Origin of the sequence: Streptomyces sp. NBC_01017 (assembly GCF_045162795.1) — a bacterium.
Taxonomy (GTDB): Bacteria; Actinomycetota; Actinomycetes; order Streptomycetales; family Streptomycetaceae; genus Streptomyces; species Streptomyces machairae.
Genome location: NZ_CP108683.1, coordinates 9,011,683 through 9,025,585, shown reverse-complemented (window position 1 = coordinate 9,025,585; position 13,903 = coordinate 9,011,683). Strand labels below are relative to the sequence as shown.

15 protein-coding genes and 1 riboswitch are annotated in these 13,903 nt (G+C 72.2%); of the genes, 10 read left to right on the top strand and 5 right to left on the bottom strand.

Going from position 1 to position 13,903, the window contains the following annotated elements; translation table 11 throughout:
- Nucleotides 1-70 precede the first annotated feature (70 nt).
- Nucleotides 71-358: a type II toxin-antitoxin system Phd/YefM family antitoxin gene (locus OG331_RS41470; protein ID WP_406206684.1), complete on the bottom strand. Its 288-nt coding sequence runs from the start codon at nt 356-358 to the stop codon at nt 71-73.
- 67 nt (nt 359-425) lie between these two features.
- Here OG331_RS41470 and OG331_RS41465 point away from each other — a divergent pair, with 67 nt between their 5' ends.
- The 3 genes from OG331_RS41465 (at nt 426) to OG331_RS41455 (ending at nt 2,407) form a co-directional block, all read left to right on the top strand.
- Entirely contained in the window at nt 426-1,061 is a 636-nt protein-coding gene (locus OG331_RS41465) for an ATP-dependent Clp protease proteolytic subunit (protein ID WP_406206681.1), read from the top strand.
- Nucleotides 1,062-1,068: 7 nt separating this feature from the next.
- On the top strand, nt 1,069-1,377 hold the full coding sequence (locus OG331_RS41460) for a hypothetical protein (protein WP_328883119.1): 309 nt from the start codon (nt 1,069-1,071) through the stop codon (nt 1,375-1,377).
- 342 nt (nt 1,378-1,719) lie between these two features.
- Nucleotides 1,720-1,930, top strand: a riboswitch (cyclic di-AMP (ydaO/yuaA leader).
- A 3-nt stretch (nt 1,931-1,933) separates the two neighbouring features.
- Nucleotides 1,934-2,407 (top strand): C40 family peptidase, encoded by a 474-nt coding sequence (locus tag OG331_RS41455; RefSeq protein ID WP_406206678.1) that lies wholly within the window; start codon nt 1,934-1,936, stop codon nt 2,405-2,407.
- 65 nt (nt 2,408-2,472) lie between these two features.
- Here the strand turns inward: OG331_RS41455 and OG331_RS41450 are convergent, their stop codons facing one another.
- On the bottom strand, nt 2,473-3,087 hold the full coding sequence (locus tag OG331_RS41450) for a LysE family translocator (RefSeq protein ID WP_406206676.1): 615 nt from the start codon (nt 3,085-3,087) through the stop codon (nt 2,473-2,475).
- Between the two features lie 107 nt (nt 3,088-3,194).
- Between OG331_RS41450 and OG331_RS41445 the strand changes: the two genes are divergently transcribed.
- Nucleotides 3,195-4,109 carry a LysR family transcriptional regulator gene (locus tag OG331_RS41445; protein ID WP_406206673.1) on the top strand — a complete coding sequence of 305 codons (915 nt, stop codon included), beginning with the start codon at nt 3,195-3,197 and terminating at the stop codon, nt 4,107-4,109.
- Between the two features lie 15 nt (nt 4,110-4,124).
- Here OG331_RS41445 and OG331_RS41440 read toward each other — a convergent pair whose 3' ends face one another.
- On the bottom strand, nt 4,125-4,583 hold the full coding sequence (locus OG331_RS41440; protein ID WP_406206670.1) for an ATP-binding protein: 459 nt from the start codon (nt 4,581-4,583) through the stop codon (nt 4,125-4,127).
- A gap of 213 nt (nt 4,584-4,796) precedes the next feature.
- Between OG331_RS41440 and OG331_RS41435 the strand changes: the two genes are divergently transcribed.
- Together OG331_RS41435 and OG331_RS41430 are read left to right on the top strand one after the other, a co-directional pair.
- A complete protein-coding gene (locus OG331_RS41435) occupies nt 4,797-5,666 on the top strand; it encodes a helix-turn-helix domain-containing protein (protein ID WP_406206667.1) in 870 nt (289 codons plus the stop codon).
- A 9-nt stretch (nt 5,667-5,675) separates the two neighbouring features.
- The gene (locus OG331_RS41430; RefSeq protein ID WP_406206664.1) at nt 5,676-5,903 is read left to right on the top strand and encodes a DUF397 domain-containing protein; all 228 of its coding nucleotides are present in this window, start codon (nt 5,676-5,678) and stop codon (nt 5,901-5,903) included.
- An 82-nt stretch (nt 5,904-5,985) separates the two neighbouring features.
- Here the strand turns inward: OG331_RS41430 and OG331_RS41425 are convergent, their stop codons facing one another.
- Nucleotides 5,986-7,113 carry an 8-amino-7-oxononanoate synthase gene (locus tag OG331_RS41425; RefSeq protein WP_406206661.1) on the bottom strand — a complete coding sequence of 376 codons (1,128 nt, stop codon included), beginning with the start codon at nt 7,111-7,113 and terminating at the stop codon, nt 5,986-5,988.
- Nucleotides 7,114-7,259: 146 nt separating this feature from the next.
- Between OG331_RS41425 and bioB the strand changes: the two genes are divergently transcribed.
- From bioB to OG331_RS41405, 4 genes are read left to right on the top strand one after another with little or no spacing between them, the layout of a single operon-like run.
- Nucleotides 7,260-8,480: a biotin synthase BioB gene (bioB, locus tag OG331_RS41420; RefSeq protein ID WP_406206658.1), complete on the top strand. Its 1,221-nt coding sequence runs from the start codon at nt 7,260-7,262 to the stop codon at nt 8,478-8,480.
- The gene (locus tag OG331_RS41415) at nt 8,473-9,771 is read left to right on the top strand and encodes an adenosylmethionine--8-amino-7-oxononanoate transaminase (RefSeq protein ID WP_406206655.1); all 1,299 of its coding nucleotides are present in this window, start codon (nt 8,473-8,475) and stop codon (nt 9,769-9,771) included. The genes bioB and OG331_RS41415 overlap by 8 nt, the downstream gene beginning before the upstream one ends.
- Nucleotides 9,772-9,773: 2 nt before the next feature.
- Nucleotides 9,774-10,490, top strand: coding sequence for a dethiobiotin synthase (bioD, locus tag OG331_RS41410; protein ID WP_406206653.1), 717 nt, complete (start codon nt 9,774-9,776; stop codon nt 10,488-10,490).
- Between the two features lie 11 nt (nt 10,491-10,501).
- Nucleotides 10,502-11,002 carry a hypothetical protein gene (locus OG331_RS41405; protein ID WP_406206650.1) on the top strand — a complete coding sequence of 167 codons (501 nt, stop codon included), beginning with the start codon at nt 10,502-10,504 and terminating at the stop codon, nt 11,000-11,002.
- Here OG331_RS41405 and OG331_RS41400 read toward each other — a convergent pair.
- Nucleotides 10,999-13,860 (bottom strand): LuxR C-terminal-related transcriptional regulator, encoded by a 2,862-nt coding sequence (locus OG331_RS41400; RefSeq protein WP_406206648.1) that lies wholly within the window; start codon nt 13,858-13,860, stop codon nt 10,999-11,001. The two genes, OG331_RS41405 and OG331_RS41400, sit on opposite strands and share 4 nt — an antisense overlap.
- Nucleotides 13,861-13,903 lie beyond the last annotated feature (43 nt).

Genomic DNA, 13,903 nt, shown 5'->3' with positions numbered 1-13,903 from the left:
GGTCCTGTCGTTCCGGGGTACGGCGCAGGGAAGTCCGAACGCCGGCTCGGCGTCCGGAAAGGCGGCGGCCCTACGAGGGGCTCGGCCCCCGGTGCTCCGCGGCGATACCGAAGCGCTGTCGTTCGCGGGGAGCGGACGCGACCTCGCGGACGCTGGAGACCGCGCTGATCACCTGCTCCTCGGTGAGCTCCGCCGGCTCCCCGAGTTTCTCCAGTCGTTCGAGGTCAGAGGCGGAGACAAGGGCGACGAGGGGCTTTCCGTGGCGCGTCACGACGACGCGCTCACCGCCGTACACCACGCGATTGATCAGTTCGGCGAGCTCAGCCCTGGCTTGCGTCACCGGAATCTCGTAGGCCATGCTCCCTACATTACGTCATGTACGTCCTGTACATTTTTTACAGGCACCCGGCAAGGGAGCGTGAGCCATGACCCGACCGTCAGCCCGCTATGTACTGCCCGAGTTCACCGAGCGCACGAGTTCAGGCCTCAGGACGCAGGATCCGTACTCGAAACTGCTGGAGGAGCGGATCGTCTTCCTCGGCACGCAGATCGACGACATCTCGGCGAACGACGTGATGGCCCAGTTCATGTATCTGGAGCACAAGGACCCCGACCAGGACATCTCGCTGTACATCAATTCGCCCGGCGGCTCGTTCAGCTCCATGTCGGCGATCTACGACACGATGCAGTACGTCACCTGCGACGTGGAGACGATCTGCCTGGGCCAGGCCGGCGCGTCCGGCGCGGTGCTGCTCGCCGCGGGCACGCCGGGGAAGCGGTTCGCCCTGCCCGGGGCCCGAGTGGTGATCCATCAGCCGGGGCTGCCCGAGCCGGTCGAGGGCCAGGCCAGCGATCTGGCCATCCAGGCCGACGAACTGACGCGGATTCGGGGCAGCCTGGAGGAGATGCTCGCCCGGCACACCGGGCGCACCCGCGAGCAGGTGTCGAAGGACATCGAGCGGGACAAGATCCTGAACGCCCAGGAGGCGCTGGAGTACGGACTGGTGGACCGGATCATCCCCAGCCGCAAGGCGACCCTCGCGCCGCCCACGGGGCGGTGATCGGCCGGTGCTGCCACCCGAGTTGCCGCCCCTGCCCGCGCTGACCCGTGCGGAGGGCGAGTTGATCGACCGTTATCTCGATGTGGTGGACCTGCTCGGCCGGATCAACCCGGCGCAGGACGGCGACACCTACCGCGGACTGCGTGCCGCCCAGGCGCTCGTCCGCAAAGCGGCCGAGCTGCGGGACGCGCTGGCGCTGATGCACCAGCGGGGCGAGACGGAGCTGCACGCTCCCACGCTCGCGCGTGCGCTGCGCGTGCTGGACGGGGAGCGCCGCACGGCTCGCGTCACGCTGCCGCCGCGCTCCGACAGTTGACGACGTGTACAGGCCGGCCCCGGACGTCTCGATCTCACTGACGACGCGTCCGGAGCAAGGCTGAAACGGACCAAACGGCGTACCCCCTTTCGGCGTAGCCGTGGCTCCTTTTGCGGGCCCGTCAGGGTTGCGCAACGGGCATGAGTCCACGGCGGAACAAGGCGCTCCATCGCTGGTCCGGGACGCCTTCGCCCTCTGGACACCCTCTCGAACACACGGGTACCCACCCGAACGGGTGAGTGGTGACTAACACCACAAATCACCGGTTCCGCTGGGTATTTCGCTCATCCGTGCACCAAGATCCCTGTCTGACGACAAGCCCCCGCCGCAGCGGCGGGGCGGTCCGGGCGGACGCCGAGTCCTGCCGCCGCCCGGATGACCGGTCGACAGGAGTGGATCGGCAGGAGTGGAGGACCCGAGCAAGACGGGTCGCCGGAGCGGACGTTCGTTCGATCCGAGCAGCCCTTGGGGTGAAGCCGCAGCAATGCGGCCGGGCAACTTCGCCAGCCCGAATCCGACAGGTCATCCTTCACAGGCGGCTGACGAAGGGTTGCGCATGACTGCGCTCAATCGTGTCCCGTCGCTCATGGCCCGGGCCGGTACGGCCTCGGCTCTCACCATCGCCGCAGTGGGCGGCTCGATAGTGGCGCCCGGCTTCACGTCCGAAGCGGAGGCAGCCACACCGGCGACGAAGGCACTTCAGATCGCGGCCTCCAAGAAGGGCTCCCCGTACAGGTGGGGCGCCACGGGGCCGAACCGGTTCGACTGCTCCGGGCTGACGCTGTACTCGTTCAAGAAGGCGGGCAAGAAGCTGCCCCGCACGGCGGCCCAGCAGTACAACAAGACCCGCCACATCTCCGCCAACAGCCGCAAGGCCGGAGACCTGGTGTTCTTCCACTCGGGGTCGTACGTCTACCACGTCGGCATCTACGCCGGGAAGGGAAGGATCTGGCACTCCCCCAAGAGCGGGGACGTGGTAAAGCTGCAGAAGATCTGGACCAGGAGCGTCTGGTACGGCCGGGTCAAGTGACCCACCCCGGGGCGATGGCGGCGGCCTGACACGCCGTCATCGCCCACGGGGCACGAGAAAGGCCGTCAGACGGCCATCAGCGGCCCGGCAAGGAGCCCGACGCCGAAGGCCGTCAGCGCGACGCCGGTGACGGTCGTGACCGCCCGGGCGGCGCGCGGCCGGCGCAGCCACCGCCCGAGCCGGTCCACCAGCAGCGCGACCGCCTGGAACCACACCAGCGCGATCGCGAGCACGATCAGTGCGAGCAGCAGCGTCCGGGGCAGCGCGGGAGCGCCCGCGGGCACGAACTGGGGCACCACGCTGAGGAAGGTCAGGGACGCCTTCGGGTTGAGGGCGTTGGTGACGAAGCCCTGCCGCAGCGGTCGCCCGGTGGAGTCCTCGCCCGTGTCCGCCACTTCACCGCGCCGCCGCCGCAGGGTCTGGACGCCCAGATACAACACATAGACCCCGCCGACCACTTGGAGCGCACGGAACAGCGCCGGTACGGCGGCCAGGACCGCGGCGACCCCCAGCACCGCCAGCGTCACATGCACCAGCATCCCGGCCCCGATCCCGAGCGCGCAGGCGATGCCGGCCCGGCGGGAGACGAGGGCGTTGCGCACGACGACGGTGAAGTCGGCGCCGGGCATGGCGACGAGGCCGGCGGAAACCCCGGTGAAGGCGATGAGCTGAGCGTCCATGGCACTCAGCGTGCCGGGCGGAAGCCTTCAGCAGGTATGTCGAATATCCTGGGCTAGCCTAAAGCATTGCTTTAGGCAGACAGGCTTGGACGGACGAGGGGCCCGGCATGTACGACGCGACCAGGCTCGCCGCCCTGGTGGCGGTCGCCGAGGCGGGTTCGATCACCCGGGCGGCCGAGCGGCTCGGCTACACCACGCCCGCGCTCTCCCAGCAGCTAGCCAAGCTGGAGCGCGAGGCGGGCACCGCACTTCTGGTACGGCATCACCGCGGAGCGCGGCTGACAGGTGCGGGCGAGCTGCTGGTGGCGCGGGCGCGGCGGGTGCTCGACGAGCTGGAGCGGGCACGGCACGAGCTGGCCCGGCTGACCGGCCTGTCGGGCGGCACGCTCCGGCTCGGCACCTTCCAGACCGCGGGCATCCATCTGCTGCCGCCGGCCCTCAGCGCCTTCCGGCGGGCCCATCCGGACGTGGAGCTGACGGTCGCCGACTACGAACCGTCGGCGGGTGTCGCCGCCGTGGCGGCCGGGGAGGTGGATCTGGCGCTGACGCACGCGTATGAGCCGGGCGACCCGATCCCGCTGACGTCCTCGGTCCGCGTCGAGCCGATCCTCGTCGAGGAGCTGGTCCTGGTGTCCGCTCCGGGCCACGCCCTCACCAGCGGGACCGCACGGCTGCCGCTGGCCGAGCTCGCCGGGCAGCCGCTGATCAGCATGGCGCCGGACGCTCCGGCCCGGCGGGGTGTGGAGGCGGTGCTGGCCCGGGCGGGGGCCCTGCCCTCGGTGCTGGTGCCGACGCCGGGGTATCTCCTGGTGTGCGCGCTGGCCAGTGCGGGGCTCGGGGTCGCGGTCGTACCGGAGATGGTGGCGCGTACGTCGGTCACGCCGGTCGGGGTGCGCGCGCTGGAGGGCGCTGAGCTGCGCCGTACGATCTCGGTCGCCTTCCGGAGCGAGGAGGCGGCTCCGGCTGCGGATGCCTTCCGGGCTCTGCTGCGCGGCTCGTTCGGCCGGTCGCGGCAGACCTGAGGGGTGGGCCTGCGGCTACGGTTCCTGGGGTCCTGCGATCGGCACGGGTTCCGCGGGCACCGTCCACGGCAGTTCGATGGAGATGGTCTTGCCGCCTTCGCGGGTCGGGCGCACTCTCAGCTTGCCGCCGCATTCCGCGGTCAGCCAGCGGATGATGACCAGGCCACGGCCGTTGTCCTGCTGGACGGCGGCGGGCAGTCGCTTGGGGAAGCGGGGGTGGCTGTCGGTGACCCCGATGCGCAGGTGTTCGTCACGGTCGAGCACGAGGTCCACCGTGAAGGTGGGTGACTGGCCGAGGGTGTGCTGTACGGCGTTGGTGGTGAGTTCGGAGACGATCAGGCGAATGGTGTCGGCCGCTTCCGTGTCCGGTGGCAGTCCCCACTCCGCAAGGGTGGTGACCACATAGGTTCGGGCCGCGGAGACCGAGGCGGGATCGCTCGGCAGAGTGACGGATGCTTCCAAATGGTCTGCCATGGCGATGTCGTCCCTTTCCCAACGGGACCGCAGTCCGACACGGAGCGGAGGGTTCGAGTACGGTCCCGGACTGGTGCTTCGTCGCCAGACTGCCATTACCAGGGCCGTCACGGTGCCGATCCCCCGAGATATGCATATATCTGTCGCTCGAAGCGGTGAACTCTGCGACGGCAGACCGTATTTGGACGGCTCGGTTGGAGTAAGGAGTTGCGCATGCAGCACGGTCCCGCGGTGCGCCGCCGGAAACTGGGCGCGGAACTGCGTGCGTTGCGCACCGGGGCCGGGCTCACCAGTGGTGAGGCGGCCCGGCTGGTGGGCTGGCACCAGTCCAAGGTGAGCCGGATCGAGACGGGTGCCAGCGGGGTGAAACCGGCCGATGTGCGGTTACTGCTCGACGTCTACGGCGTACAGGATGTCCAACTACGCCAGTTGATGCTGGCGCTGGCGGGCTCCGACGGGGGTGACGGCCGGGATCACTGGTGGCACGCGTACCGCGGAGTGCTGCCGACGACGTACCGCGACTTCATCAGCCTGGAGTCCCAGGCGAGCGCGATGCGCACGCTGGAGACCTCCGTGGTGCCCGGGCTGCTGCAGACGCCCGAGTACGCCCGCGCGGTGACCCGGGCCGCGGTGGGCGGGCTCGACGACGACGCCGACGAACGCCTGGACGCTCTGGTCGCGGTCCGTCTGGCCAGGCAGGACGTGCTGCGCGCCGAGCCGCCGCTGGAGCTGAGTGCGGTGCTGGACGAGGCGGTGCTGCGCCGGGAGATCGGCGGGCCCGAGGTGATGGAGCGGCAGTTGAGGCGGCTGGTGGAGGCGGCGCGACTGCCGCAAGTGCGGCTGCAGGTCCTGCCGTTCGCGGCCGGCGAGCATATCGGCATCACCGGGCCTTTCGTTATCTTCTCATTCTCGCGCACTTCTGATCTGGATGTGGTTGTTCTCGACCACTTGACGAGTAGCCTCTACCTCGAACGGAAAGAAGACCTCCAGGCCTACACGGAGGCCTTCAACGCCCTTCGGATCCACGCCCTTTCGCCCGAGGAATCGATGGATTACATCGCCGCACTGGCTGGCGGCGCGTAAGGAGGCACCATGACCGCCCTGCCTCGGAAGGTGAGTTCAAGCACCGAACTGCCTGGTGCACGATGGCTGCGCAGCAGCTACAGCACCGGAGCCAACAACTGCGTCGAGACGGCGCGGCCGCACTCGGGTCCCTGGACCGGGCTGCTCGCCGTGCGCGACTCCAAGGACCCGGCCGGACCCGCGCTGCTCTTCTCCCCCGAGAGCTGGGCGGGCTTCATGGCGGCGCTCCAGTCCTGACAGTTTCCCGATCAGCCTGACCGATTCCGATCATTTCCGATCGGTGCGGCCGGGCGCGACGGCAGGGCCGTGTCACGCCGACTCATGGTCGTGTCTCGCCGATGACCCGTACAGCGCGTTCGATCTGCCCCTCGGAGAGGTCCGCGCGGGCGGTGAGCCTCAGCCGTGAGATGCCGTCGGGGACGGAAGGAGGTCGGAAGCAGCCCACGGCCAGGCCCGCCGCACGGCACTCGGCCGCCCAGCGCACGGCCTCCTCCGGGGACGGCGCGCGCACGGAGACGACCGCCGCGTCCGGACGTACGGCTTGATGGCCCGCGGCGGTCAGGCGAGCGTGCAGTTCGCTCGCCACCTCGCGGGCCCGTGCCGCGCGCTCCGGCTCGCGGCGCAGCAGTCTCAGTGCCGCCAGGGCCGCGCCCGCCGCCGCGGGGGCGAGGCCCGTGTCGAAGATGAAGGTCCGGGCCGCGTTGACCAGGTGGTCGATCACCCGGGCGGGGCCGAGCACGGCGCCGCCCTGGCTGCCGAGCGACTTGGACAGCGTGACCGTGACGACGACGTCGTCGGCGCCCGCGAGCCCCGCCGCGTGCGGGGCCCCGCGGCCGCCGGCGCCGAGCACCCCCAGGCCGTGGGCGTCGTCGACGACCAGCCCGGCGCCGTGTTCCCGGCAGGCCTCGGCGAACCGGGCCAGCGGGGCCGCGTCGCCGTCGACCGAGAAGACGGTGTCGGACACGACGACGGCGGGCCCGTCGTGCGTCTGGAGCGCCTTGCGCACGGCGTCCGGGTCGGAGTGGGCGACGACCTGTGTCGTACCGCGCGCCAGCCGGCAGCCGTCGATCAGCGAGGCGTGGTTGCCCGCGTCGGAGACGATCAGCGAGCCGTGCGGCGCCAGCGCGGTGACCGCGGCGAGGTTGGCGGCGTAGCCGGACGAGAACACCAGGGCCGCCTCGACACCGCAGAAGTCGGCCAGCTCGCGCTCCAGCTCGGTGTGCAGCTCCGTCGTGCCCGTGACGAGCCGGGAACCGGTCGCGCCGCCGCCCCACGCCCGCGCGGCCCGCGCCGCTCCCTCGGTGACCTCGGGGTGGCGGGCCAGGCCCAGGTAGTCGTTGCTCGCGAGGTCGAGAAGCGGCGATTCGGCGGGGCGGGGGCGCAGGGTCCGCACGAGTCCGGCGCGGCGGCGCAGCTCCGCCTGCTCGTCGATCCAGCCGAACGCCATGACTCCTCCGGGCTTTTGTAGGCAGTGGACAGACACTAGCCGCAGCGGCGGGCACCCACGGTGTGGCAATACCCACACATCGAATGGACAGGGTTGTGCAAACTCTCCTTGGCTCGGAGCCCCTCCGTACGTCAGGATCAGCTCCCATGGACCTGCTGAACACGCTGGTGGACAAGGGGCTTCGGCGCGAGCTGCCGACCCGCGAGGAAGCCTTGGCCGTCCTCGCCACTTCCGACGACGACCTGCTCGATGTGGTGGCCGCGGCCGGGAAGGTGCGCCGGCAGTGGTTCGGCCGACGGGTGAAACTCAACTATCTCGTCAACCTCAAGTCGGGCCTGTGTCCGGAGGACTGCAACTACTGCTCCCAGCGGCTCGGCTCGACCACCGGCATCCTCAAGTACACCTGGCTCAAGCCCGACGAGGCCTCCCAGGCCGCGGCCGCCGGTTTGGCGGGAGGCGCCAAGCGGGTCTGCCTGGTGGCGTCCGGACGCGGCCCGACCGACCGTGACGTGGACCGGGTCTCCAAGACCATCAAGGCGATCAAGGACGAGAACGAGGGCGTCGAGGTGTGCGCCTGCCTCGGCCTCCTCTCCGACGGCCAGGCCGAGCGGCTGCGCGAGGCGGGCGCGGACGCCTACAACCACAACCTCAACACCTCCGAGAGCACCTACGCGGACATCACGACCACGCACACCTACGCCGACCGCGTCGACACCGTGAACAAGGCGCACGCGGCGGGCCTCTCGGCCTGCTCGGGTCTGATCGCGGGCATGGGCGAGAGCGACGAGGACCTGGTCGACGTCGTCTACTCACTGCGCGAGCTGGACCCGGACTCGGTGCCGGTCAACTTCCTGATCCCGGTCGAGGGCACCCCGCTCGCCAAGGAGTGGAACCTCACCCCGCAGCGGTGCCTGCGCATCCTGGCGATGGTGCGGTTCGTCTGCCCCGACGTCGAGGTCCGGATCGCCGGTGGCCGCGAGGTCCATCTGCGCACGATGCAGCCCCTCGCCCTGCACCTGGCCAACTCGATCTTCCTCGGCGACTACCTGACCACCGAGGGCCAGGCGGGCAAGGCCGACCTGGAGATGATCGCGGACGCCGGGTTCGAGGTGGAGGGCACCGACCAGGTGACGCTGCCGGAGCACCGGGCGACGGCCGGGGGCGGGTGCGGCTCGCACGAGAGCGCGGGGTGCGGGTCGCACGAAGGTGCCGGATGCGGATCGCATGAGAGCGCCGGGTGCGGGTCGCACGAGGGTGGCGGTGTCTGCGGTACGGCCGACCCCGCCGCGCCGGTCACCGAGGCGCGCACCGACCTGGTCGCCGTGCGCCGCCGGGGTGCCGGAACGGACCTCGCACCCAATGCCTGACCCGCGCTCCGTGGCCGACCTGACCGTGCCCGAGCTGCTGGAACTGGACCGGCGGCACGTCTGGCATCCGTACGGCCCGATGCCCGGCCGTATCGAGCCGCTCGTCGTGGAGTCGGCGAGCGGGGTGCGGCTGACCTTGGCGGACGGCTCGGGCGAACTGGTCGACGGCATGTCGTCCTGGTGGTCGGCGATCCACGGCTACAACCACCCGGTGCTCAACGAGGCCGTGCGCGAGCAGCTGTCGCGGATGAGCCATGTGATGTTCGGCGGGCTCACGCACGAGCCCGCCGTACGTCTGGCGAAGCTCCTTGTCGACATGTCGCCCGACGGTCTGGAGCACGTCTTCCTCGCGGACTCCGGGTCGGTGTCGGTCGAGGTCGCGGTCAAGATGTGCCTGCAGTACTGGCGTTCGCTGGGCCGCCCCGGCAAGCAACGGCTGCTGACCTGGCGCGGCGGCTACCACGGCGACACCTGGCAGCCGATGTCGGTGTGCGACCCCGAGGGCGGGATGCACGAGCTGTGGACCGGGGTGCTCCAGCGCCAGGTGTTCGCGGACCCGCCGCCGGCGGAGTACGAGGAGTCCTACGCCGATCAACTGCGCTCGCTCGTCGAACAGCACGCCGACGAACTGGCGGCGGTGATCGTCGAGCCGGTCGTGCAGGGCGCGGGCGGGATGCGGTTCCACTCCCCCGCGTATCTGCAGGTACTGCGGGAGGCGTGCGACGCGCACGACGTGCTGCTGGTGTTCGACGAGATCGCGACCGGGTTCGGGCGTACGGGTGCGCTGTTCGCGGCGGACCACGCGGCGGTGACGCCGGATGTGATGTGCGTGGGCAAGGCGCTGACGGGCGGCTACCTGACGATGGCCGCGACGCTGTGCACGTCCCGCGTGGCCGACGGCATCTCGCGGGGCGAGGTACCGGTGCTGGCCCATGGCCCGACGTTCATGGGCAACCCGCTCGCCGCCGCGGTCGCGTGCGCCTCGATCGAGCTGCTGCTCGGCCAGGACTGGCCGGCCGAGGTCAAGCGGATCGAGGCGGGGCTGCGCGAGGGGCTCGCCCCCGCGGCGGACATTCCGGGCGTGAAGGACGTACGGGTCCTCGGTGCGATCGGGGTCGTGCAGCTCGACCACGCCATCGACATGGAGGCGGCGACCGCGGCGGCCGTGCGCGAGGGCGTGTGGCTGCGGCCGTTCCGGGACCTCGTCTACACGATGCCGCCGTACGTCACGGGCGACGTGGACGTGGCACGGATCGGCCGCGCGGTGTGCGCGGCAGTGCGGGAGGGATGAACATGCCGATCCTGGTGATCACGGGGACGGGCACGGAGGTCGGCAAAACGGTCACGACCGCCGCGGTCGCCGCGACGGCGCTGGGCGTGGGCCGGTCGGTGGCGGTGCTCAAGGCCGCGCAGACCGGCGTACGGCCGGACGAGTGCGGCGACGCGGAGGAGACGGCGCGGCTCGCGGGCGCCGTGACGACCGCCGAACTCGCCCGCTATCCCGACCCGCTGGCCCCGGGGACGGCGGCGCGACGGGCCGGCCTGCCTCCGGTGCGCCCGCAGGAGATCGCCGAAGCGGCCGCCAAGCTGGCCACCGAGCACGACCTGGTGCTGGTGGAGGGGGCGGGCGGGCTGCTCGTCCGCTTCGACGAGACGGGCGGCACGCTGGCGGACGCGGCCGAGCTGATGGCGGCGCCGGTTCTCGTGGTGGCGTCGGCCGGCCTGGGCACGTTGAACACGACGGAGCTGACGGCGCGTGAACTGCGCTCACGCCGACTCGACCTGCTGGGCGTGGTGATCGGCAGCTGGCCCACGGCACCGGATCTGGCGTCGCGCTGCAACGTCGCGGACCTGCCCGAGGTGGCGGGAGCGCCCCTGCTGGGTGCGGTGCCGACCGGCGCGGGGGCGCTGGCACCGGCCGACTTCCGTGCTGCGGCGCCGGGTTGGCTGGCGCCGCGGTTGTTCGGGTCCTGGGACGCGGAGGGGTTCCGAGGGCGGGAGACGCCGTGACAGGAGACGCCGTGACGCCTGCCGCTTCCGCCGAGTGGGACGACGTGATCGGCACGTGGGACGAGATCCGCCAGGGCTACTACCTCGGCGATGCGCCGGAGGCGGTACTGGAATGCGCGAGGAACCTTGAGGCGAGCCTCCGGGCCGACAGTCCGGACACCGCTCTGTGGACCCTCGGACTGGTGCTGACAGGGCCCTACGTGATCCACGCCCGTCCGGATGCGGCGGCCGAGGCCCGTGTGCTGGAGGCGATGGGCGCCGTCGAGCAGGCTCTCGGAGAGGCGAGCTGCGCCCATGACGAGCATCCGTGTGACGACATGCCGCTCGACGACGAGCTGGACGCCCTTCGCGGTGTCCTGGAAATGCTGGCCCACCCGGGGCGGGACGGTGCAGCCGACGAACCCGGCCCCGAGGACGACTCGGACAACTGGTTCGAACACCGGATGACGCGGGAGATCTGGGCCTGCCCGCGTAACCTCGCCGGGTTCGCCCGGGCCCTCGTCGGCGCCTAACCGGTCGTACCTCCCCCACTCTCGTCGACCTCGGCAATGAGCCGCACCAGCTCGATACGGGAGCGGATCCCCAGGCGGGTGAAGACGCCCCGCAGATGGTGGTCGATCGTGCGCGGGCTGAGGGCGAGACGAGCGGCGATCTCGCGGTTGGTGGCTCCCTCGGCGGCCATACGGGCAACCAGGAGCTGCTGGGCCGTGAGCCCGGCGATCGGGGTGTCGGGGCCGGTCCGCCTGGGGCCGGCCGGGGTGCCCAGGGCGCGCAGTTCGGAACGGGCCTGGGCCGCGCAGTGCGGAGCACCGAAGGAGTCGAACGCCTCCAGGGCGCTGTGCAGGCGGTCGCGTGCCTCCGTACGGCGGCGCAGTCGACGCAGGGTGCTGCCGAACAGCAGCTCCGTGCGGGCGCGTTCGAAGTCGCGGGTGCCGTGGGAGTGCAGGTCGAGGGCCACCTGGTAGTGGTCCACGGCTTCCGCGCCGGGCGCGAGGAGGGCTCGGCAGCGGGCGCTGAGGGCGAGGTCGTCGGGGCTGCGCACGGCGCTTGCCCACCGGTGGTAGTCGGCGTGCGCGACGCGGGCGACCCGGGTGTCGCCGGTGCGGACGGCGGCCTCGACGTAGTGCGGGGCGGCCAGGTGGCGGATGGCCCGGTGGCCGTGCCCGGGGCCGAACCCGGCCAGGGCGCGCAGGCGGGCGGCTGCGGCGGCGGAGCGGCCGCTGCTCAGGTCGAGGTAGGCCAGCGCCCACTGGGCGAGGGCGGCGGGCAGGCCCAGGCCACGTGCGAGGGCGTACGACCGTGCGCTCGCGGCGCGTTCGTGGCAGAGGTCCGCGTCTCCGGTGAGCGCCGAGAACATGGCCAGGGCCGCCTGCAGATGACAGGCGCCGTTGTCCTGGCCGGTGGCGTGGGCCTGCCACAGCGCGTCCACCACGGCGGCCTCGCCGGCCCGGGGGCGTCCGGTCCAGAAGTCGGCGTACGCACGGAACTCCATCGCCTGCGGCACGGTCACCGGGGTGCCGCGAGCCCGGGCGGAGGCGGCCGCGCGGAGGGTCGCGGTGGCGGCACGGGTGTGGTCGCCGAGGAGCAGGGCGGCGATCCCGGCGTGGATCAGAACGGTGGGATCACCCCCTGGCCCGCACCGCCCGGCCGCCGCCTCCAGCAGCTCCCGCGCATCCTCGTACCGCCCCTCGAACGCCGCCACGAGCCCGCCCAGCGTCCCTGGCGAAACGACCCCGAGCCGATCGGCCACCCGCACGGCCTCGCGCAGGCGACGCAGGTCTCCGGTGTAGATGGCGGCTTCGGTGGCGCGGGCGAGGAGGTGGGTGGCGGGGGCCGGGGTGCGGGGGGCGACGGTGGGGGCGGGGGTGGCGACGGGGAGTGTGGGGGCCGGGGTGGCGACAGCGGCTCGGGGCGCTGAAACCGGGCTGTCGACGGCAGCCGGGGGCGCCGAGGGCGTGGCCGTGGCGCCCGAGGGCGCAGAGGCAGGGGCGGCGAAGGCGGCCGACTGCGGGGCGGGAGGCGCGGCGAGACCGGCCGACGGCGCAGGGGCAGGGGCAGGGGCAGGGGCGACAACGGCAGCCGACGCGACCGGTACTGCGCCGGCGGGAGCCTCCCCGGGCCCGGGAGAGGTACGGACCGTGGACGGGGATGCCCTGTCGGCGGCGACTCCGGTCGGCCGGGAGCGGCCCTCGCCCTCGGCAACGGGACTCGCCGTGAGGTCGCCATCCGAGTCGGCGGCGCTCGGCGGAGTGCCCCCGCCGAACGCGGCACCAGCCAACCGCGGGCCCGCTCCCACACTGGCCTCCGGGGACCGTGAGCCCGTTCCCACACCCGCCCTCGTGGCCCGCGGGCCCGCCCCGGGATCGGCCTCCGCCGGCCCCACGGCCGACCCCGCACCACCATCCGTAGGCAGCGGCCCCGCCCCCGCGCCACTCGCCGCAGACCCCCCACCATCCACAGCACCGATCCCCGCACCACCCTCCCCGGCACCGGCAGCCTCCACCCGCACCACCGCCGACACCAACGCGTCGAACGCCTCCCCCGCATTCCCCGCCCGCAGAGCAAGCACCCCCGTCAGTGCGTCCTCGGAGCCGGCTGCCGCCAGCCGCCGTGCCCGTTCCCCATCGCCGGCTCGCCAGGCGTACCCCGCTGCCCGGGTCAGCAGACGGGCCTGCTCGGACGGGTCGGGGCACAGGGCTGCGGCCCGTTCCGTCAGCGCCCGTGCCAAGGGGAGCCGCCCCGCAGATGCTGCCTTGCGCGCGGCGGTGCCGAGTTCCGCCGCGAGCCGGCCGCTGGGGCCGGGCGCGCCGGCGCCCCGGTGCCACGAGCGCCATGGTGTCTCGCCCGCGCCGCCCAGCACGCGGGCCAGCAGGCGGTGGACGTCGCGGCGGTCGGCCGGGGAGCCCGTTTCGTAGGCCGCGATCCGCGTCCACGCGTCGCGGAACACCACCCCGCCCGCACCCGCGTGTGCGATCCCGGCAGCCTCGGCGGCGTCCAGGGACCTGGTGTCGAGGCGGGCGGCCATGACGGCGCGCAGGAACGCGTCGGTGGGGACCGGGTACTGGTCGGCCGCGGCGAGGAGCAGGAGCAGGCGGGTGCCGTCCGGCAACGTCCGTATCTCCGCGCGGCGTTCACGCAGCAGGGACGGGGCCAGCTCGGCGGGGTCCGTGGGCAGCGGGTCGAGGCCCGTCGCCTGGCGGTCGGTCAGGCGCGGGACCAGTTCGGCGGCGGCGCGCGGATCGCCGTACACGGCACGCAGCACCCGTACGCGGACCCCGTCCGCAAGGGTGGCGGCCAGCTCTCGCCACGCGTTTGTGAGCTGCGGTGGCGAAGTGCGGTCAAGAGGTGGGGGGTTCACCGGTGTCACCACACAAATGACGTTACTGGCGAGTTATTTGAACCGTAAAGACCGG

Bases quoted from the DNA above. Each gene is read 5' to 3' on its own strand.
- OG331_RS41470 (WP_406206684.1), bottom strand. From the start codon at position 358: ATGGCCTACGAGATTCCGGTGACGCAAGCCAGGGCTGAGCTCGCCGAA.
- OG331_RS41465 (WP_406206681.1), top strand. From the start codon at position 426: ATGACCCGACCGTCAGCCCGCTATGTACTGCCCGAGTTCACCGAGCGC.
- OG331_RS41455 (WP_406206678.1), top strand. From the start codon at position 1,934: ATGACTGCGCTCAATCGTGTCCCGTCGCTCATGGCCCGGGCCGGTACG.
- OG331_RS41450 (WP_406206676.1), bottom strand. From the start codon at position 3,087: ATGGACGCTCAGCTCATCGCCTTCACCGGGGTTTCCGCCGGCCTCGTC.
- OG331_RS41445 (WP_406206673.1), top strand. From the start codon at position 3,195: ATGTACGACGCGACCAGGCTCGCCGCCCTGGTGGCGGTCGCCGAGGCG.
- OG331_RS41440 (WP_406206670.1), bottom strand. From the start codon at position 4,583: ATGGCAGACCATTTGGAAGCATCCGTCACTCTGCCGAGCGATCCCGCC.
- OG331_RS41435 (WP_406206667.1), top strand. From the start codon at position 4,797: ATGCAGCACGGTCCCGCGGTGCGCCGCCGGAAACTGGGCGCGGAACTG.
- OG331_RS41430 (WP_406206664.1), top strand. From the start codon at position 5,676: ATGACCGCCCTGCCTCGGAAGGTGAGTTCAAGCACCGAACTGCCTGGT.
- OG331_RS41425 (WP_406206661.1), bottom strand. From the start codon at position 7,113: ATGGCGTTCGGCTGGATCGACGAGCAGGCGGAGCTGCGCCGCCGCGCC.
- bioB (WP_406206658.1), top strand. From the start codon at position 7,260: ATGGACCTGCTGAACACGCTGGTGGACAAGGGGCTTCGGCGCGAGCTG.
- OG331_RS41415 (WP_406206655.1), top strand. From the start codon at position 8,473: ATGCCTGACCCGCGCTCCGTGGCCGACCTGACCGTGCCCGAGCTGCTG.
- bioD (WP_406206653.1), top strand. From the start codon at position 9,774: ATGCCGATCCTGGTGATCACGGGGACGGGCACGGAGGTCGGCAAAACG.